Origin of the sequence: Sorangium sp. So ce406, assembly GCF_051474675.1 — a bacterium.
Classification (GTDB): Bacteria; Myxococcota_A; Polyangia; order Polyangiales; family Polyangiaceae; genus Sorangium; species Sorangium cellulosum_G.
On sequence record NZ_CP150340.1, the window covers coordinates 11,559,506 to 11,581,534 of the forward strand.

Here is a 22,029-nt window from a genome sequence, read left to right on the forward strand (position 1 = left end):
AAAGCTTGCTGGAGCAATCCATGAAACGGCTGCTGTCTTCATTTGCCCTTGGTCTCTTCCTGCTGCCTTCGCCTGCCCGCGCGCAGGAGATCGAGTGCATCCCTTCGAACGAGATCGCGATCCGCGCGGAGGTGGGCCGCCTCGTCTCGGAGCTCAAGATCGCGCAGTACCGCGCGAACATGGCGCTCCTCGAGGACAGCTTCGGCGAGCTCGAGGCGCTCGTGGGCGAGCGGGGGACGTGCCCCGAGTCCATGACGGCGCGCGTGTGCGACGCCGAGTGCTTTTACCAGCGCGCGAACGTCTATCGCTTCCGCGCCACGGGGCTGCCGCTCCTCAACGCGAAGGGGGCCACGGCGCCCGGCGACACGCTGACGAGCCCCGCAGAGCTCCTGGCGCAGGCCACGAGGGGGCTCGAGATCGTGGAGCAAGGGATCGCGCGCCTCCCGCGGCAGGCGAGCTCGGGGACGGGCGAGGAGCAGAAGAACATCGCCTTCAACCGGTACCTCAAGGCGATGGCGCAGCTCCAGGGGCTCAAGGCGAAGCTGCTCGTGGCGGCCGGCGACGTCTGGTACCGCGAGGCGTCCGTCGCGCGGCTCGACCACATGAGCTACCTGGTCGGCGAGGCGCTCGGCGGCGCGGCCGCGGCGGACGGGGACAAGGGGAGCGAGCACTACAAGGCGGCCACGTACTACGATCAGGCGTTCTGGCTTGTCCTCGAGGCCAAGGGCTCGCTCCCCGATCGGGAGCTCTTCACGGCCGAGCTCGCGACGCTCGCCACGATCGAGAAGGACGTGACGCTCCGCCTCGACTCGGTCCGCAAAGGCTATCTGTACATCAACATCGATCCCGAGGATTTTCCGCTCGTCAGCGTGGAGCGGCTCGGCCAGCAGCTCCGGATGCAGGAGGCGGCGATCGAGCAGCAGGACCTGAACCTCCAGAACATGCTCGATGTCTGGGCACGGAAATACACCGACCTCCAGAACCAGAAGTTCGACATGGCCAACATGAAGCACTCTCGGGCCATCGAGCTCGAGGTGTACAAGATGGCGCAGATCCAGGACATGGCCGAGCAGCTCAAGAACGACGTGCAGCAGAAGCTGAGCGCGCTCCAGAGCGGCATCTCGACGTTCGAGCTCGAGCAGAGGATCCGCGTGCTCGAGCTGGCCTTGAAGCGCGAGACGAAGGAGCTGGAGAATCAGATCGTGCTCCTCCGGGGCCAGCGCGAGCAGGACCTGCTCGCGCTCGACCAGGACGCCGTGCGCGAGCAGATCGCCGAGATCCAGTTCAACATCGACATGACGCTCGCCGCCTTCAACTTCGAGATGCAGCGCGACGGCCTCGAGCTGCAGATCGATGAGATCTCGAATCGTATCGCGTCCGACGACAAGGAGCTCGAGCTCGTCGGCAGCCGCAAGGCGCAGATCGGGCGGCAGATCGCGCTCGAGCAGAAGCGCATCGAGGGCTCCGAGATCATCACGAGCCGGCTCCGGACCTCGCAGGAGACGGTGTTTCAATCGATGCGCGTCCCCGTCGTGCACCAGATCTGCTCGATCGACGCCGAGCTCGCGTTCTACAGCGGGGCGGCGCAAGGGTTCACCGACCCGATCTCCGGGGCCTCGTGCGCGACTCCGCCGCCCGTCGAGACGCCGAAGCCGGAGCTCATGGATGAGATCTGCTTGGCGCGGAAGGAGCTCTCCACCAAGACCAAGGAGGAGATCGACAAGATCAGGGCGTGCATCGACGGCTCTGGCACGACCTGCTCCACGAAGGACGAGAACCTGAAGCGGGTCGCGGAGGAGCTCTACAATCAGAACCTCAGGATCTTCGATCACCAGCGCGCCATGTGGCAGACGACGATCGATCAGATCAACGATCGCATGCGGGCGCTCGACCGCGCGATGGCCGAGCAGAACGGCCTCGACGCGCTGAAGGGGACCGCGATCGCGCTCGCGGCCACGGCGGGCGTCCTCGCGGCCATCCCGGACGGCGACACCGGCATCATGGGTATATTCCCCGTCAAGACGTTCCGCTTCGTCGAGGCGGCGGCGGCGGCGGCGAAGGTCGCGGCCGACACGGCCGCGAACGTCTACGAGTGGCAGTTCGGAGAGCTGCAGTTCGAGCAGATGATCGCGCAGGAGAGGCACGAGCTCAACGTTCGGGTCGAGGAGCTCAGGAGGGAGATCAACGCCCTCGACATCCACAAGCTCATCGAGGAGTGGACGAAGAAGCGGGCGCTCGCCGAGATCTCGGTCCAGCTCGCGGAGCTCGACAAGGAGGTCGTGGAGATCTCCGGGGAGGAGAAGATCCACGCGATCCAGTGCCGGCTCGACCGGGGGGAGATCGCGGCGACGGTCGCGAAGCTGCGGGCCGACCGCGCGGCGCTCGTGGCCGATCTCCAGACCAAGTCGGACGAGTCGGCGCTCGTCGACTTCGACATCGACGAGCAGGAGAACGTGCGCGAGCAGGCGCAGATCGAGATCCAGCGGCTCACCCTCGTGCTCGGAGAGCTCGACATCGAGGCGAGCAAGATCCAGCAGGACAAGCAGAACCTCCTCGCCATGAGGTCGTCGATCGAGGCGCAGATCAGCCGGATCAGCGATTACCAGGGGAAGGTGCACGATCTCGAGGGGCACTACGACGCGAAGCGCGAGGTGCTGAACGACATCCGGGAGAAGATCCGGCAGAACACCATCAACATCTCGGAGGGGCAGATGGCGTTCCTCGCGTCGGTCATCGAGGACGAGAGGGCGGCGACCTTCACCCAGATCGAGGACCTCCGCCGGCAGATCCGGATGGTGGAAGAGGCCAGGGACCTCGAGCACGAGCTCCTGGCCATCGAGCGGGAGATGCGCGACGCGGTGCTGGCGAGCCGCACGCGCATCATGGGGCTGGTCGAGATGGCGCCGGTGAACGACGCCGCCGAGGTCCTCTTCTGGGACTTCGAGGACATGCAGGCGGAGCTCACGCGGGGAGCGAGCGAGTTCCTCGAGGCCAAGCGCCGTGTCGTCGAGAACGTCAACTTCACCTACAACCTGTACCGGAACCGCTACAACGTGCTGAGCGACTTCGCCGGCGACGTCGGGCGCCTGTCTGCCGACAGGACGTTCATCGGGACGGCGGCCGAGCTGGATTCGTTCCTGAGCGACTGCGGGACGGTCGGTACGAGCGAGGTCTGCCGGCCTTCGTCGCTCGCCTGGAGCACCGAGACGATGGCCGGCAGCGTGGCCGAGTTCACGGTGGAGAAGACGAGCGGGCTCATGTCCGAGCTCCTCGAGAACGGACGCGCGCGCTTCGAGATCTCGCCCTCCGCCGTCTCGCAGGCGGATAGCCGGAACCTCGGCAACTTCGTCCTCTGGGACGAGATGACGATGAACGAGAGCGAGCCGATGCGCCTCGTGCACGTGATGGCCGGCGTCTCGAGCTCGTCGTGCCGCTCTCAGCAGATGCAGATGACCCACCTCGGGTTCGGGACCGTCTTCTCGCGCGTGTCGAAGGACAGCAGCGAGATCGTGCCGAGCCTCACGGTCAAGCGGCCTGTCACGGCGCTGATCCCGGTGTACGGGGGCTCGGACATGGATCTCATGAACGACGAGTACCTCCGCTTCCGCCGCGGCCCGTACACCGCAGAGGGGCTCGAGCGGCGCCTGACCGACGGCCTGATCCAGAACGCGTATCCGTTCGTGGGGCATCCGCTCGTGGGGACGTACGAGATCACCGCCGACGAGAACCTGGTGCGCTGCCTGAGCCAGGGGGCTCCGTCATTGAAGCTCGGGTTCATCTTCGTGCGCAAGCCGGTGCGCTGACGTCCGCGCGCGGGCCGGCGATCTGAAGCTCTAGTTTCGAAGACAGAAGGAGTCTTGCGATGGTTCGACAGGATTGGGCGTCCTACATCCCGCTGATCGTCGCGGGGGTGTTCGCGACGGTCCCGGGGATGAAGATGGCGGCGGCCCAGGTGGGCGACGAGTGCTCGCGCGACCTCGCGTCGTGCGACCTCCAGGAGCGGAAGACGCACCTCCGGGCGCAGATCTGGTCCGGTCGATGCGATCCGTCGCAGTGGGACGCGCTCCCGCGGCAGGGTTATCCCATCGATACGGTGGATGGGCGTCCGAAGGTCAAGGTGGGGCCGCGCGCGCCGGTGCATTTCCTGAACGGGGTGTGCGAGGCGCACCGTCCTGACGGCGACGTCGACCACGGCCTCCACGAGCTCGAGAAGGCCGCGACCGTGGGCCTGCTCCCGTCGCAGAGGAACGCGGCGGCGCTGTTCGAGGGGCTGCTCCACTGCCGCAAGCTCGCGCAGCTCGACGAGCGGTATCAGGGCGAGCTCACCACGAAGCTCGCTCCCCGCGAGGCGTTCTGCATGCACCGGGGCATGGCCAAGGCGAGCTTCACGCGCGTGCGGTGGGAGGGGCTCGAGATGAGCTACGACACCCCGGACTTCAGCCTGACGGGGCACGCGGAGAGCATGGCGCAATGCTATGCGGACTACCTGCACGGGGGGTACGACGCCACGTGCGGCGTCGTGTCGTCGCCCTCGCCGGCGGCCATCGACGCGGCGGCCGAGGTCGTCTCCAGCGACATCCTCGCGGATTATTTCGGCGCCGCGACGGAGGACGCCCCGCCCGGCGACAGGGCGGTTCCGCCGCTCAAGGCGATGCTGGCCCGCAAGATCGAGATGGCCGACAGCTCGCTCCGGGACTCGGCGGCGCTGCTCGGCGGCCTCGTGCAGAAGAAAGACCTCCTCGTCAGCTCCTACCAGGGACTGGCGTCGATGTTCTGCCTCCCGGGGAGCGAGACGACGGGGCTCTGCTCGGGGCCGCTCCCCACGGCCGTGACGCGCCTTCACGAGGGGTACGAGCGCGCGGTGCTGCGGAGCCAGACGATCCTCGACTTCGTCGATCGCTGGGTCGGCGGTCTCTACGAGTACCAGGGCAGGGACGTCCGCGTCGAGCTGCAGAGGAGCCATGAGGGGCTCCGCGACACGCTCGCGCGCGCCGAGCTGCCGGCGGTCCCGAACGAGATGACCCTCCTGCAGAAGCTCGATCTCGTGAAGCGCGACATGGCGCTCCTCGCCGACCGGAGCACGGTGGAGAACGACACGATGAAGCGGCAGTGCAGCATCTACTTCTGCGAGATCCGGAATCGCAACCGGACGTTCTTCACGAACGCGTGCAACCAGATCGACGCGACCACCGGCCGCCCGGTGAAGGACGTGAACGCGCTCTGCGCGGCGGACGTCGCCGGGACCGTCGTCTCCGGCGCGCAGACGGCCGCCGCGCTGTGCAGCGGCGTGGGGCTCCCGGCGTCGTACGTGTCCAACACGGCGATGACCGCGAGGGCGGTCGATACCTGCATGAGCGAGTTCCACCCGTGACTGGACGCGGCGAGGCCAAGATGATGACGCGAAGGTGGTTGTGGGCGCTCGCGCCGGTCCTTGCGAGCGCGTGCGGAGATGCGGGCGAGCTGGTGACGGCGAGCGAGCACGCCCTGGCGGCCGCCGCCAGGCCGACGCTGTTCCGCTACCGCGCGCTCGGCGCGGCGGGCTCGGAGATGCGGTATGCCGCCGAGCTGCCGCAGGAGGACGGGACGACGATCCTGCTCCGCCTGGAGGGGTGCCTCGACGAGCGCGCCGTGCGCGAGCTCTTCGGCGTGAGGCGGAGCGCGATCGCCGAGAGGACCGACGTCGTCATCGACGCGACGGCGCCGATGATCGCGTGTCCGGACCGGATCGCCGCGGACGCGAACGTCTATGCAGAGCCGAGGACGCAGGGCCTGTCGCGCCTCGAGTACCGGCTGGATGGCGAGCCCCACGAGGCCGGGCCCGGGCGCTATCTCGTCATCCCCAACCGCTGCGGCGGGCTGATGAAGCACCTCGGGATCGCCGAGCGCGCGCGGCGCGCGCCGGCCCCTCCCCTGGGGAGCCCCGGCTGGACGCCCGAGCCGGGCGCCACGCCGATCCAGCTCTCGTGCGCGAACGAGCGCGCGACAGAGCCCTACGACGGCTGGGAGGTCCACTCGGCCTGGTTGCCGAGCGTGGAGTTCCGGTGGATGGTGCTCGTGAAGAAGGGGGATACGTCGTTCTTCGTCGAGTCGCTCGACGGGCAGCCTTACAACGATCTCACCGACGAGGGGCGCGCCAGGGCGCTCAGCGACCTCAGGAAGCTCCTTGCCGTGCCGAGCTCGTGGGAGTCGACGAACGTCGTCCCGGAAGACGAAGAGATCCAGCACGACATGCCGTTCTTCGACGTGTGCGTGTCGCGGTGCGGCGCGGCGGGCTGGATCCCGGCGCACAAGGTCCTGAGGGACGGCTACCTCGAGTGCGAGAGCGGCGCGCTCGATCCGAGCACCGGCGGGTGCCTGGACGCGGAGCGGAGGAGCTATACGGACCGCCTCGAGCTCAACGGGACGACGAGCCGGCGCGCGCCGCTCGGCGGCGTCGTCCTGGATCTGCCCCTCTGCACAGCGGGCGAGACGTGGGAGCGCCGCTTCGGCCTCTCCTCGGGCCCCGACGGCGGCGGGACGTGGCTGACGCGGCTCATCGCGGCCTACAACGCCGGCAAGAGCGAGGCCGCGGCGCCGCCTCTGGTCTCGCTTCCGTGCCTCGTGCCGGACCGCACGTGCTCGGTCACGCTCCGCGAGGGCACGGACCTGTCGACGACGACCGTCGCCACCCTGACGCGGAACTGCGCGGTGGACGCCGAGGCCCTGGAGGTCCGCGTGGGCAAGCGCGCCGCGGTGAGCCGGCCGCCGTTCACCCTGGACGCGGCGACGCTCCCCGCGAGGATGCGCAAGGTGCGCATGATCGGCGAGCCGGAGGGCTCGACCATCACCGTGGCGCAACCGACCTGCGGCTTCGGCACGAGCACCGCGTGCACCGACGCGCAGCCGGCCCTCCTGGTGCAGGGGGATATGACGGTCGATCTCGAGCACCTCCGGCTCGTGTCGCGCGCCCCCACGGGGAGCACCGCGGGCCCGCCGGCGCCGCTGGCGCGCGTGGGCGTGCAGGCGGCGGGCAGCGCTGCGCGAGGGCTCGTCCTGCGGGTCCGCGACGTGGTCATCGGCGGCGACACAGCGCCGGTGTTCTACAAAGGCATCGTGTTCTCGGGAGGCACGCTCGCGCTCCACAGCTCGACCGTGCGCGCCTTCACCGAAGGGGTGTCGGCCGACCGGGCGCGCGTGTCCATCGTCTCGTGGCCGGTCGCCGGGGGCCATAGCATCGAGTCGCTCGCCCAGCCCGGGCTCACGGCGGACGACCTCGTGGATCTCCGGGGGGCGTGGATCGGGGGCTCGGTCGCCAACTTCCGCGCGCTGACGCTCAGCGCCGACGTGCAGGCGTTCGTCGTCGGGATGCGCGTGTCAGGCCCGATGGCGGTGTCGTGGAACGATGACCGCCCGACGTGGACCGAGGACGGGCTCCTCGCGGTCGACAGCACGTTCACGAGCGCTCCCGGCTACTTCGATCGCGAGTCGGTCATGCTCTCGGTGGCGGGCAGGGGCCAGCTCAACTTCGTGAGCTCCACGGTCGTCAACTTCGGACACGTGCTCCGCTGCCCCTCACGGCTGTCGGGAGGGACGGCGAAGATCATCTTCGACAGGCCGGAGTTCGACGAGATCACCTATGGCCTGCGGCAGGGTGCCTGCACCGTCGAGTCAGCGACGCTGTGGGACCCCACGGGCGAATAAGGCGAGAAGGACCATGACCAAGAGAGAGAGAATCGGCGCCGCGGCCGCGGCGGTGGGGATCGTGTGTCTTGCGCTGTCGCTCGCGTACGTCGTGCTGCGCCGCGCCGAGGTGGACCGGGGGGTCGATCTCGAGCTCGCGCAGTCGGTGAGCGCCGACTTCGGGGCGCGGGTCGAGGAGCTCTTGAAGCCTTACCTGAAGGCGCAGCCGGGCGTGCGCGTGCGCGTGACCTACAGGCCCCGCGCGGCCGAGGAGGGCCTCTCGGGGGCCCGGGGCGCGCACCTCGTCCTGCGCCCCTTCGAGCCGGCGGAGGCGGACAAGGTCGCGCCGCTCTTCGCCGCGGACTACGCGGTGCTCGCGTATGACCGCAGCCGCGTCGCCGAGCCGCCGGCGAGCTTTCCGGATCTCGTGACGCAGGCGCTCGCGCTGAAGGCGAAGGGGGACGTGGGGTATGGCCTCGCGCTCCCCGAGGAGACGCATCCTCTCCTCCCGTTCTTCTCGGACGTCTTCTGGCCCGCTGCGCCGACGCGAGAGGCGAAGGCGACCGCGAAGGAGGTCTTCTCGCTCCTCGGCGATCTGCGCTTCACGTACGGCCTTTCGCCTCACGCGTGCACGTCGGACTGCGCGGCGCGCCTGCTCGCGGAGGGGCAGGTCCCGTTCGCGGTCCTCGGCGAGTGGCGGATCCCCGAGCTCCGGCGCGCGCTCGGCGAGCGCCTCGGGCTGGCGCCGCTGCCGTCGCTCTCGCGCGGGGGGCCGCCGCTCAGGAGCGTGGGGCGCACGTACGGCGTGGAGCGCGCGCCGGCGCTGAAGGATCGCGAGGCGAGCGCCGCGGACGGCGTTGTCGCCTACCTCCGCGGCGAGGGGCAGAAGCGCGTCTTCGCGGCGCTCGGGAAGCTGCCGCTCGCGGAGCCGCCGGGCGCGGCCGATGGCGCCGTGGAGGCGCCGGCGCCCGCGCAGATGGAGCAGGAGCGCGCGCTGCGCGCGCCGGCGGTCTCGGCGGCCTGGGCGAGCGTGCGCGCCATGGAGGCGGCCCTCGCGCCGCTCTGGGTGGAGTTTGCAGACGGGCGCATCGGCGCGGAAGGGGCCGCGCGCGCGCTCGTCGAGACGGTCTTGGCGATTGACTCATCAGAAGGAGTGAACGAGCAATGAAGCGAAGAAGTCTATGGTCTGGCGGATTAGCTTTCGTGCTGATCGCGTGCGGAGGTAACATTCCAGAGGACGACGTGACGAGCTCCGGGGAGGAGCTCTCGAGCCAGGCGTCGTCGACGGTCCCATCGCCCAGCGATCTATCCGCGCTGGGAGCGCGGCCGGTGCTCGGCGTCGCGGTCTCCCCGGATCGCGGTGAGCTCTCGACGACCCTGCCGTTTCCCACCTTGCCGTCGCGCGCGTCGTCCCAGGTGGGTGTAGCGTTGTCGTATGGCTCGGTGGCCACCGACCTCTCGGAAGGGTTCGGCGTGGGGTTCAGCCTGAGCGTGCCCTCGATCGAGATGACGACGGACCTGGGGGTGCCGTATCGGGCCCGCGAGGCGGACACGCAGGACGTGACGGCCCGCCTGTCGCTGGGCGCCGAGCGTCTGGTCTGGGTGAAGAAGGAGACGGTGAGCGGCAAGACGAGGATCGAATACCGGCTCGACGCCGCGGAGACGACCGTTCGGCTCTATCGGTATCCGCAGGGCGGGACCGTGGCGATGCGCGGCGCGTCGGGCGCGCTGGAGAGCGTGGCGTTCACCGGGTTCGAGGTGGTGTATCCGGACGGCCGACGGGAGATCTACAGCGAGGACGCGAGCGTCGCGGAGGGGGTGCCGGTGGCGTCGGGGTTCTTCCCGACGCGGTGGCCGCTCGTGCACGCGATCTCGCCGACGGGCGACGCGGTGTCGTACGAGTACACGAAGGCGGGCGAGCGCTCGTATCTCAGGAGCGTGCGGTTCGCCGGGGGACGCTCGGTGTACACGCTGGAGTCGGTGCCGCGGAGCGAAGGGCGAGTGAGCCATCGGATGGGCTACCCGCAGGGGCCGGGGCAGCTCTACACGAAGCTCGTGGCGAGCTTCGACGGCGAGCCGATGTACACATGGTGCTTCGTGCACGCGGTGCGCGGCGAGCGGGGCCCGGAGATCGTGACGCACCCGGATTGTCAGGCGCTGGCGAGCGAGGAATTCGAGCCGGACCGGCAGCGCGTGGCGGCGGCGCTCAGCAGCGAGAGCAAGCTGCTCGGCGTGGTTCGGTTCGGACGAAGTCAACCGCCGTTCGACCGGTCGACGCCGGCCGAGCCGCTGATCCGGTTCCGGTACACGGCGTGGGGAGCCGACGACCTGTCCGGCCACGAGCTGGTCTATGACATGGACGTGCCGGACGTCTCCGGCTTCGGTCCGAGCGGCGGCTCGGAGCTGATGGACATCAACTCGGACGGCCTCGCGGACATCGTGCGGTATTCGGCGCGCGAGGGGACGAGCGTGCCGTCGTACAACGGCGGCGATCTCGCGGAGGCGAGCCTGTTCGCGCCCAGCGGCACGCCGCTCACGGTGGAGCGGACCATCGGCGGAGTGTCGCGGAGCGACGTTCCGCGGTTCGACGCGGCGGCGCAGGCGACGAGCGTGTTTCTCTCGGGCGACTTCGATGGCGACGGTCGAACGGACCTCGTACAGGCGACCGCGTCGGGGACGCGAACGGAGCTCGCGCACTACGCGGGCCGCGCGGACCGGACGCGGCCGTTTGCGGCGGCGTCGAGCTCGACGGTGGTGGATGTCGAGCTGCCTCGGTTCGCGCGCGGCCGGACGCAGGCGGTGGACCTGAACGCCGACGGCAAGGCGGATCTCTTGACGACGGTGGCGGGGTCGACGGACAGCACGTGGACGGCGTTCATCAACGTGACGCAGCCGGGGGCCAGCGCGCTGTCGTTCAAGCCGCTGGTGGGGATGACCTTCCCGTACCGTCAGGGCGCGGGGACGGAGCTCGACAACCCGGCATATCGCTTCCTGGACGCGAACGGCGACGGGCTGACCGACTTTGCGGTGATCCGGTCGAGCGGAGCCGGAGAGAAGGGCATCTGCGTCTACGAGAACCAGGGCAAGGTGACGGCGTATTCCTCAGGCTCGACGTCCGTGGCGAAGCTCCAGGCGGGAGCGCTCCTGTTCGGGGACGCGAGCGCGAACGATACCGTGTGCGCGCAGGGCCGGTTCGTGTCGGTGCCCGGGCTCGCGGCGAGCCAGAACATCAACGCGATGTGGCTGATCGACGTCAACGGCGACGGGGACATGGACCTGGTCAACGTGACGGCGGCGGCCAACGAGCTCGGCGTCTGGCTCGGACAGGGGGAGAAGGGCTTCGCCGCCGAGCGGCGGATGCCGCTGGACGAAGGGGTTTCCGTCGATCCGGAGAACAAGTGGAACACCCGGGTCCTGGACATCGACGCCGACGGCGCGGAGGAGATCCTCGTCTACGAGCCGAACGCGGGCGGAGGCCGGATCAAGGTCATCGACTTCAACCGAGATGGGGTGAAGAACCTGATCGGCCCTGACCTCTTGTCGGAGGCGGAGGAGGGCCCGGGGCTCAGGCACGCGGTGCAGTACGCGACGAGCACGGATGAGATGATCCGCGACGTGCGCCGCTTCGGCCGGGGCGACGCGCGGGTGCGGGCGCTTCCGTATCCGGTGACGGTCGTGAAGCGGCACCTGACCGCGGTGGGGGCCGAGGCGCCGCGGGCGCGCGAGCTTCAGTACCACGCGCCGTACTTCAACGAGCGAGAGCGCGACTTCGCGGGCTTCGGGCAGAGCGAGGAGCTCGACGCTGGAGACGACAGCTCGGCGAGCGTCGTTCGCCGCCGCGCTTATCACGTATCGTCGGCGGCCGCGCCGGTGAGGCGGTTCTTCGCCGGCAAGCTGCGCACCGAGGAGTCGTTCCACCCGCGGCTCTCGGGCGCGCAGGCGGCGCGGATCGCGGCGGGCGCGGGCGCGTGGCCGAGCGGCATCGAGGGGGCGTCGCAGACGGCGGAGACCTGGAGCGAGGAGCCGTACGAGGTCGAGGCGCTGCTCACGGTGCACGAGGAGAAATGGACCCTTGTGCCGGCGGCGCCCGGGCCGAAGACGCCGGCGTTCCTGCAGCAGGCGAGCATCCGGGACGCGCATTGCGGCGACGCGGGCTGCCCGCCCGCGTGCGTCACGGCGCCATGCGCGGAGGCGGCGACCGTGACGCAGACCTTCGCGTACGACACGACCTACAACCGGCTCGTCCGCCAGGAGGAGTCGGCGTCCGCGGTCGCCGGGCCGAGCGGGACGCAGGTGCCGGCGCGGCGCCACGTGAACACGTTCACGTACGACCCGGGCTGGGAGGCGCGCGGCGTGCTCACGGCGCGGCGGGAGGTATCGCGGCTCTCGGGGTCGTCGGGGCGGGTGCTGGACAGGACGTCCTACGAATATGGATCCGACCTTCCACTGCCGGTCCGCGCGACCCGGCCCGTCCTCATCGAGCCGGAGGCGCTCGCCGCATTGCCCGCGGCGGTGCGGGCTCCGCTGGAGGCGCCGCGCACGGAGGTGAAGGCGTTCCGCTACGACGTGTTCGGCAACGTGGTGGAGAGCTCGGATGCGCAGGGGCTCCTGGGCACGAGCATCTATGAGCCGACCGGCGTCTTCGTGGTCGAGACGCGGAACGCGCTCGGTCACGCGACGCAGTACTGCTACGGCACGACGGGCTGCGCGCTGACGGCGCTCGCCCCGGCGGCCGAGGGCGTCGTCCCGGCGCGGAGCATGTGGCCCACGCACCTCCGGACGCCGCAGGGCGACGTGGTGCTGAGCGAGGTCGACGCCCGCCATCGTCTCGTGCGCGTGGCGAACTCCAGCGGCGCAGAGAGCCGCTATGCTTACCGCGACGCAGGCGCGCAATCCCCCGCGCTGGTTCACATCGTCGTGGACCGCGCGGCGGCGGGGCGCACCCGCGTCGAGCGCCTGGCCGCCTTCCGCGCTGATGGCCTCGCCTCCGGCGAGGCGGTGGCGCACGAGGCGGGGGGCGCGCGCGTCGTCTCGTTCACCCGCCACGGGCGCCGCGGCGATCCGATCTTCGACGCGCTCCCGTACTCCAGCGACATGTCCGTTGGCGAGGCGTTCGATGCGGGGCGCTTCCCTTCGCCGCAGGGCGCGGCGCGCGGGGAGACCTCGGTCTATAACGGGCTCGGGCGCCGGACGATCCGCACGGACGCGACGGGCCTGGTGACGCGCGTCACCATCGAACCCTGGGGCCGGATGATCGAGCGGGACCTCGGCGCAGGGCAGGGAGCGGGCCGCGAGACGCGGCGCGAGGTCGCGCGCGACAACGAGATCTACGCGATCGTCGACGAGCTCGGGCAGGTGCATCGTCACGAGCGGGACGAGAGCGGGCGTCTGCGCGCCATCGCGCTCGCGGGCTCCGAGGCGCCGCGCCGCGTGGCCTACGACTCGACGGGCAGCGTTGTGATGACATCGCTCCCCGGTGGCCTCACGCGGCTGTGGATCCGTGACGCGCGCGGGCGCGTGACCGATCAGCGCACCTGGGACCGGGCGTTCCGGGCCTCGGAGAGCGTCGCGACGACCCATGACGCGCTCGACCGCCCGATCTCCATCTTCACGTCGTCGTCGTCGCGCCCGGACGGCTGGGACGAGATCGAGCTCACCTACGACGGTCGCGACGGGGATGAGGAGCGCCCCGAGCTCATCGGGCGCCTCGGTGAGGCGACGATCCTGGACCGCGTGGGCGGGCACCGCGTGCATGAGGCCTTCGCGTACGACCGCGATGGTCGGGTCACGGGCCGGCGGGTGACGTTCGAGGCCGAGGACGCTCGCCGCGAGTATGAAGAGCGGTTCACGTACGACCTCGACGGGACGCTTGCCTCCTACCGCGATCCGTTCGGCAGTGATTTCACCTTCACGCGCACGCCCTCGGGGGCTCCTTCGTCGATCGCGTGGTCCGCTGGCGGGCGCGCGGCCGCTCCGCTCCTCGCGGACATCACGTACAACGCGCGCGGCGATCTCGCGAGCTACCGTATCCCGCAAACGCAGCTTCACCGGCAGCTCGCCTATGACGCGAGCACGGGGGAGCTCGTGCAGCTCAAGGCGTGCGCGGGCGACGCGTCGTGCGCGGGCGGAGCCTTCCAGGACGTCACCTACGATCGTCGCGCGGACGGGCGCATCATCGCCGCGCGAGAGGCGTCGGGTGTCGCGTCGTATGAGTACAGCGCCCGAGGCGAGCTGACCGGGGCTGTCGTGGCAGGCGTGACCCACAGCTACAAGTACACGCCGGCCGGCCAGGTCGCCGCCCTGGGCGAGGGGGCGGAGGCGCGCCCGTTCGGCGTCGAAGCCGCGGGCGGCGGGCTGCCGCTTCCGGAGGGAAGCGCTGGCGAAGTGGATGAGTTCGGGCGCCTCGTCGCGTTCGGGCCGTTCCGCCACGCCGAGTACGACCCCTGGGGGCGCCTCCGGCGCGTCGAGGTCGACGGCAAGGCCATCGTTTACGGCTATGAAGTCGCCGGCGATCGGGTCTCGAAGCGCTCGCTCCGCCGCGAGGGAGAGCGCGAGGTCCCGGAGTCGCTGGTCGTCTATCCCACGCAGACGACCAGCGACGACGGCGTGGAGCGCCAGAGCCTCGTGCGCCTCGACAAGCGGCGCGTCGCGCTCATCGTCAACGAGGCGCGCGTGCTCGCGCTCGTGGACGATCAGCTCGGGGCCGTGCGGCGCGTGATCGACGAGCGCGGCGAGGTGGTCTTCTCGGTCGACCCGACGCCGTTCGGGACGCTGGCGGGGGGCGTCGGGGACGCGTCCGCGGGCCTCGCCAGCACGGAGATCGTCCTTGGCTTCACCGGGCAGCTGCGTGACCCTGACACGGGGCTCGTGCACATGGGCGCGCGCGAGTATGTCTCGACGCTGGCGAGCTTCGCGACGCCGGATCCGTACGCGCTCATGCGGCCGGAGTTCTGCGTGGACCGCCTGATGGAGTGCCATCCGTACACGTACGTGGGGCACGATCCGGTCAACTTCACCGACGAAGCGGGTCTCATGGGCAATAACAGCAGCAGCAACAAGAAGAGCTCGTCGTCGTCGGGTCACCACGGCTCGAGCTCGTCGCGTTCCAACCACCATTCGAGCAGCTCGAACAATCGCTCGGGGGGTCATGGTTCAAGCAGCCGGCGCTCGAACGAGTCATCGTCCGGGTGGAGCTCCCACGAACGAGAGAGGCTCGATGCGGAGCTGGCGCCTCTGGCGCAGGACGGGAACTATGCCCAGGCCGTGAGGCAGGTTAATCAATTGCTCGACACGCTGACCGGTTTCGGGCTCGGCGATCGTCCGGCCACGCTACTCAGGCGCGAAATTCGAGACAATAGCAATTTCAGGAATCGTCTGTCGAACACGTTCACGTTGGGCGGGCACGTTCAAGCGCAGCACGCAGAGGTTGAGATATTTCAGCGAGAGATAAATCAATTTGATGCGCTGTCTCGAGCCATAGCGGGTATCGATCCCAATATCCGAGGTTATCTGTCCTACGCGTTTGCGCAGCGTCTCCCCGAGCCGGACGTCGACTCGACCAATCCGTTCGAGTGAGCGCGTCGCGTGCCGGGGTCGTGTCGCCAGGGGGGCCGAGGGGCTCCCCCGGCCCTGGGTCCGGCACGCCGCGTCGCGCGGTTCGTATGACGGGGGCCAGTGTACTGGCACTGGCGACGTCAATGCCGCTCGCGAGTCCTGATTGCGAGCGGTGATGCCAGCATGAGCACGACGGCGGATCGGGTCACTCGGAGGCGAATGTCCGCGTGGGTGAGTCCGATGACTCGAGCCCGCCTCGTGCTTTCCCGCCCCTCACGCCGAGCGCGTGCGGGGGCATACCTCGACGGATGACGCACGATGAAGCGAAGAACCTTGTGGTCTTTCGGGCTCGCCTTCGCGCTGGCCGCATGCGGGGAAGATGTTCCCGGGGACGACGTCACGAGCTCCGAAGAGGAGCTCTCGCGTGCGGCGTCGTCAGCGGGCGCGTCGCCCAGGGATTTGTCGGCGCTTGCGCCGCAGCCTGGGCTCGAGGTGACGGTCTCGCCGGATCGCGGTGAGCTCTCGGTGAGCCTGTCGTTTCCGGAGCTGCCGACGCGCGTATCCTCCGATGCGGGGGTGGCGCTGTCGTATGGGCAGGCGCCCGTCGACCTCTCGGAAGGGTTCGGCGTGGGCTTCAGCCTGAGCGTGCCGTCAATCCAGATGACGACGGACTGGGGCGTGCCGTACCGTGCTCGCCTGGCGGACACGCAGGATGTGACGGCCCGCCTGTCGCTGGGCGCCGAGCGTCTGGTCTGGGTGAAGAAGGAGACGGTGAGCGGCAAGACGAGGGTCGAGTACCGGCTCGACGCCTCGGAGTCGGCCGTTCGGCTCTATCGGTATCCGCAGGGCGGGACCGTGGCGATGCGCGACGCGTCGGGCGCGCTGGAGAGCGTGGCGTTCACCGGCTTCGAGGTGGTGTACCCGGACGGCCGGCGGGAGATCTACAGCGAGGAGGCCACCGTCGCGGAGGGGGTGGCGGGCTCATCGAGCTTCTCCCCGACGCGCTGGCCGCTGGTGTACGCCATCGGGCCGACCGGCGACGCGGTGTCGTACGAGTACTCGAAGGCGGGAGATCGCTCGTATCTCAGGAGCGTGCGGTTCGCCGGGGGGCGCTCGGCGTACACGCTGGAGTCGGTGCCGCGGAGCGAAGGGCGGGTGAGCCATCTGATGGGCTATCCGCAGGGGCCGGGGCAGCTCTACACGAAGCTCGTGGCGAGCTTCGACGGCGAGCCGATGTACACGTGGTGCTTCGTGCACGCGGTGCACGGCGAGGGCGGCCCGGGGCTCGTGACGCACCCGGATTGTCAGGCGCTGGCGAGCGAAGACTTCGAGCCCGAGCGGCAGCGCGTGGCGGCCTCGCTGAGCAGCGAGAGCAAGCTGCTGGGGGTATATCGGTTTGGGCGCAGCCAGGCGCCCTTCAACGAGTCGACGCCGGCCGAGCCGCTGATCCGGTTCCGGTACACGGCGTGGGGGGCCGACGACCTCGCCGGCCACGAGCTTGTCTATGACATGGACGTGCCGGACGTCTCCGGCTTCGGTCCGAGCGGCGGATCGGAGCTGATGGACATCAACTCGGATGGTCTCGCGGACATCGTGCGGTATTCGGCGCGCGAGGGGACGAGCGTGCCGTCGTACAACAGCGGTGATCTCGCGGAGGCGAGCCTGTTCAGCGCAGGCGCGCCGCTGACGGTGGAGCGGACCACAGGCGGGGTGTCGCGGAGCGACGTGCCCCGGTTCGACGCGGCCGCGCAGTCCACGAGCGTGTTTCTCCCGGGCGACTTCGACGGCGACGGTCGAACGGACCTCGTGCAGGCGGTGACGTCAGGGACCCAGACGGAGCTCTTTCACCATGCGGGCCGTGCGGACCGGAAGCGGCCGTTTGCGGCGGCGTCGAGCTCGACGATGGTGGGCGTGGAGCTGTCCCGGTTCGCGCGCGGCCGGACGCAGGCGGTGGACCTGAACGCCGACGGCAAGGCGGATCTCTTGACGACGGTGGCGGGGTCGACGGACAGCACGTGGACGGCGTTCATCAACGTGACGGAGCCGGGCGCCAGCGCGCTGTCGTTCAAGCCGCTCGTTGGGTTGACCTTCCCGTTCCGGCAGGGGGCGGGGACGGAGCTCGACAGCCCGGCGTATCGGTTCCTGGACGCGAACGGCGACGGACTGACCGACTTTGCGGTGATCCGGTCGAGCGGCGCCGGAGAGAAGGGCATCTGCGTCTACGAGAACCAGGGCAAGGTGGCTGCGTACCCGGCAGGCTCGTCGTCCGTGGCGAAGCTCGCGACGGGAGCGCTCTTGTTCGGGAACCCGAGCGCGAACGATTCTGTGTGCGCGCAGGGCCGGTTCGTGTCGGTGCCAGGGATCGCGGCGAGCCAGAACGTCAATGCGATGTGGCTGATCGACGTCAACGGGGACGGGGACATGGACCTTGTCAACGTGACGGCGGCGGCCAACGAGCTCGGCGTGTGGCTCGGACAGGGGGAGAAGGGCTTCGCCGCCGAGCGGCGTATACCGCTCGACGAAGGGGTGTCGGTCGACCCGGACAACAAGTGGAATACCCGGGTCCTGGACATCGACGCCGACGGCGCGGAGGAGATCCTCGTCTACGAGCCGAACGCGGGCGGAGGCCGGATCAAGATCATCGACTTCAACCGAGACGGGGTGAAGAACCTGATCGGCCCTGACCTCCTGTCCGAGGCGGAGGAGGGCCCGGGTCTGAAGCACGCAGTGCAGTACGCGACGAGCACGGACGAGATGATCCGTGATGCGCGGCGCTTCGGCCCGGACGACGCGCGGGCGCGGGCGCTACCGTATCCGGTGACGGTGGTGAAGCGGCACATGACGGCGGCGGGGGCGGAGCCGCCGCGGGTGGGGGAGCTTCAGTACCACGCGCCGTACTTCAACGAGCGAGAGCGCGACTTCGCGGGCTTCGGGCAGAGCGAGGAGCTCGAGTTGGGCGACGACAGCGCGGCGAGCGTCGTTCGCCGCCGCGCTTATCACGTATCGTCGGCGGCCGCGCCGGTGAGGCGGTTCTTCGCCGGCAGGCTGCGCACCGAGGAGTCGTTCCACCCGCGGCTCTCGGGCGCGCAGGCGGCGCGGATCGCGGCGGGCGCGGGCGCGTGGCCGAGCGGCATCGAGGGCGCGTCGCAGACGGCGGAGACCTGGAATGAGGAGCCCTACGAGGTGGAGGCCTTGCTCGCCGTACACGAGGAGACGTGGGCCCTGGTGCCGCCGGCGCCCGGGCCGAAGACGCCGGCATTCTTGCGGCAGACGAGCGCCCGCGACACGCAGTGCAGCGGGAAGGGCTGCTCGTCCGCGTGCGCCACGGCGCCGTGCGCGGAGGCGTCGACCGTGACGCGGACCTTCGCGTACGACACGGTCTACAACCGGCTCGTCCGCCAGGAGGAGTCGGCGCCCGCGATCGCCGGGCCGAGCGGGACGGAGCTGCCGGCGCGGAGCTACGTGAGCACCTTGACGTACGACCCGGGCTGGGAGGCGCGCGGCGTGCTCACGGCGGTGCGGGAGCGGTCGCTGCTTGCGGCGCTGTCGGGGCGGGTGCTGGAGAAGACATCGTATGACTACGGGCCCGACGTTCCGCTGCCGGTGCGCGTGACCCAGCCCATTTTCATCGACGCAGAGGCGCTCGCCGCGTTGCCCGCGGCGGTGCGTGCCCCGCTGGAGGCGCCGCGCGCGCGCGTGCAGGTCGCCCGGTACGACGTCTTCGGCAATGTGGTGGAGACCTCGGACGCGCTCGGGCTCCTGAGCACGAACATCTATGATCCGACTGGCATCTTCCTGCTCGAGACGCTGAACGCCCTCGGCCACGCCACGCAGTACTGCTACGGCGCGGCGGGCTGCCCGCTGACGGCGCTCGCGCCGAAGGCCGAGTCGGTCGTCCCGGCGCGGAGCTTCTTGCCCACGCATGTCCGGACGCCGCAGGGCGATGTCGAGCTCACCGAGCGCGACGGCCTCCATCGCCCTGTACGCGTGGCGCGCTCCAGCGGCGCGGAGGTCCGGGTTGCGTACCGGGATGCGCGCGCCCAGGGCCCCGCGCTCCTTCGCCTCACGGAGCGGCGCGCGGCGGATGCCGACGGCGCGCTCGTCGAGCGCCTCGTCGCCTTCCGCGCCGACGGCCTCCTCCTCGGCGAGGCGGTGGCGCACGAGGAGGGGGGCGCGCGCATCGCCTCGTTCGCCCGCCACGGGCGCCGCGGCGACCGCGTCTTCGAAGCGCTCCCGTATTCCAGCGACGTGGGCATCGGCGCGGCCTTCGACGAGGGGCGCTTTCCCTCGCCGCCCGAGGGCGCGGCGCGCGGGACGAGCACCGTGGTCGACGGGCTCGGGCGCGTCGTGGCCAGCACCGACGCGGCGGGCCTCGTGACGCGCATCGCCCACGAGCCCTGGGGCCAGCGCGTCGAGAGGGACCTGGGCGCAGGAAGGGGAGCTGGCGTCGAGACGCGCCTGACGATCGCGCGCGACGGGGACGAGGTCCACGCGATCGTCGACGAGCTCGGGCAGGTGCATCGCTACGAGCGGGACGAGCGCGGGGGCCTGCGCGCTATCGCGCTCGCGGGGGCCGCGGCGCCGCGCCGCGTGGCCCATGACTCGGCGGGCGACATCGCGATGACGTCGCTGCCGGGCGGCATCACGCGGATGTGGATCCGCGACGCGCGCGGGCGCGTGATCGAGCAGCGCACCTGGGATCGCGGGTTCACGGCCTCGGAGAGCGTCGAGGCGACCTACGACGCGCTCGACCGCACGAGCACCCTGTTCGCGTCGTCCTCCTCGCGCCCGGAGGGCTGGGACGAGATCACGCTCGCCTACGACGGGCGCGACGGCGAACCGCACGAGCCCGCGCTCGTGGGGCGCCTCGTCGGCGCGACGGTCATCGATCATGTGGCCGGGCACCGCCTGGACACGGCGTTCGAGTACGGTCGCGACGGCCGCGTCACGGGCCGGCGCACGACCCTCGAGGCCGACGACGCGCGCCGCGACTATGACGAGCGGCTCTCGTACGGCCTCGACGGCACGCTCGCCTCGTACCGCGATCCGTTCGGCAACACGCTCGAGCTCGCGCGAACGCCGGGCGGCGCCCCCTCGTCGGTCGCGTGGTCGGCCGGCGGGCGCGCGGCCGTCGCGCTCCTCGCGGACATCGCCTATGACGCCCGCGGCGAGCTCGCGGGCTACCGCGTCCCGCCCGCCCGCCTCCATCGTCACATCGACCATGACCCGAGCACCGGGCACCTCGCCCATCTCCGCGCGTGCGCGGGCGACGGCCCGGCTCCGTGCGATCGTGGGGCCCTGCAGGACGTGACCTTCGACCGCCGCGCGGACGGGCGCATCGTCGCGGCGCGGGATGCCGCCCTCGGCGCGGGCGACATCGGCGGCCAGGCTCCCCGCGTCGTCTCGTACACGTACAGCGCGCGCGGCGAGCTCCTCGGGGCGGCTGCGTCGGGCGTCGCCCACGCGTACGCGTACACGCCGTCCGGCCAGGTCGACGCGTTCGGCGAGGGGACGGAGGCGCGCCCCTTCGTCGGTGAGGCAGGGCGCGACGTGCTGCCGCTGCCGGACGGGGGCCACGGCGAGCTGGACGAGCTCGGGCGGCTCGTCTCCTTCGGGCCGCTCCGCCGCGCCGCGTACGACCCCTGGGGGCGGCTCCGGCGCGTCGAGATCGACGGCGGGGCCATCGTTTACGGGTACGACGCGTTCGGCGAGCGCATCTCCAGGCGCGCGCTCCGTCGCGAGGCGGGCCGCGAGGTCCCCGTGTCGCTCGTCGTGTATCCCACGCGGACCACGCGCGACGACGGGGTGGAGCGCCAGAGCCTCGTGCGTCTCGGGGATCGGCGCGTCGCGCTCCTCGTCAACGAGGCCCGCGTCTTCGGGCTCGTCGACGACCAGCTCGGGGTGGTGCGGCGCGTGGTCGACGAGCGCGGCGAGGCGGTCCTCTCGGCCGATCCGACGCCGTTCGGCACGCTCGCCCAGGGCGTCGAGGACAGGTCGCCCGGGCTCCACAGCACCGAGATGGTGCTCGGGTTCACGGGGCAGCTGCGCGATCCCGACACGGGGCTCGTGCACATGGGGGCGCGCGAGTACGTCCCGTCGCTCGCGAGCTTCGCGACGCCGGACCCGTATGTGCTCGTGGAGCCCGAGCTCTGCGTGACGCGCTTGCTCGAGTGCCACGTGTACGCCTACGCGGCGCACGATCCCCTGAGCTTCATCGACGAGTCGGGCCTCGCGACGAGCTCGCCGGCGGGCTCCTCGGCGGTGGCGCGGCGCCAGACCTTGAGCAAGCCCAGGCAAGCGCCCCGCGGGTCCAGCAAAGTGGGCTCCTTCCTGAAGCGGTGGCTCCAGAACTACATCCAGCACGCGGTCTTCGAGCTCAAGCACGGCACCGAATCCACGAACTGGCCCATGAACAGGCCGGACGCTGCGATGGATCGCACGACCGAGGTCGGCGCGTCATCGACGCAAGCGCAGCCGCAGCTGTCGACGGAGGCGCGGCCTCGGCGCAACCCGAGTCAGGCCAGGGAGAGGATGGCCCGCGCGACCTCCGGCCCGTTGCGCTGGATCGAGCGGACGTGGCGCGTCGCGAGGAGGTTCGCGTCGCTCGGGCGACGGAATCAAGGAGCCACCGTCGAGTCGCTCGGCGTCACCATCGATCCGAGACCGAACGGCGGCCGGAGCTGGGACGCCATTCTCAGGGCCGCCGCCAGCACGAACGGCGGATAGCCGGGTTCTTCATGGGGCCGAGGCCGCCGCGCTGGGCGGCGCGGCCCTGGATTCGCGTGCACCCCGACCCTAGGCTTCGCTCCGTCACCA

Annotated in this window: 6 protein-coding genes; all 6 read left to right on the forward strand. The window is 70.5% G+C overall.

The window, feature by feature from the left end; translation table 11 throughout:
• Positions 1–20: 20 nt before the first annotated feature.
• The 6 genes from WME96_RS43470 to WME96_RS43495 all read left to right on the forward strand — a co-directional run bounded on the left by WME96_RS43470 (position 21) and on the right by WME96_RS43495 (position 21,939).
• Complete coding sequence (locus WME96_RS43470) at positions 21–3,803, forward strand: hypothetical protein (RefSeq protein WP_437287411.1); 3,783 nt, start codon at positions 21–23, stop codon at positions 3,801–3,803.
• A gap of 59 nt (positions 3,804–3,862) precedes the next feature.
• Positions 3,863–5,371, forward strand: a complete 1,509-nt coding sequence (locus tag WME96_RS43475; protein WP_437287412.1) for a hypothetical protein — start codon at positions 3,863–3,865, stop codon at positions 5,369–5,371.
• Positions 5,372–5,391: 20 nt separating this feature from the next.
• The gene (locus tag WME96_RS43480; protein WP_437287413.1) at positions 5,392–7,680 is read left to right on the forward strand and encodes a hypothetical protein; all 2,289 of its coding nucleotides are present in this window, start codon (positions 5,392–5,394) and stop codon (positions 7,678–7,680) included.
• A 13-nt stretch (positions 7,681–7,693) separates the two neighbouring features.
• Positions 7,694–8,827, forward strand: coding sequence for a hypothetical protein (locus WME96_RS43485; protein ID WP_437287414.1), 1,134 nt, complete (start codon positions 7,694–7,696; stop codon positions 8,825–8,827).
• A 35-nt stretch (positions 8,828–8,862) separates the two neighbouring features.
• Entirely contained in the window at positions 8,863–15,234 is a 6,372-nt protein-coding gene (locus tag WME96_RS43490) for a toxin TcdB middle/N-terminal domain-containing protein (RefSeq protein ID WP_437287415.1), read from the forward strand.
• Positions 15,235–15,531: 297 nt separating this feature from the next.
• Complete coding sequence (locus WME96_RS43495) at positions 15,532–21,939, forward strand: toxin TcdB middle/N-terminal domain-containing protein (RefSeq protein ID WP_437287416.1); 6,408 nt, start codon at positions 15,532–15,534, stop codon at positions 21,937–21,939.
• Positions 21,940–22,029 lie beyond the last annotated feature (90 nt).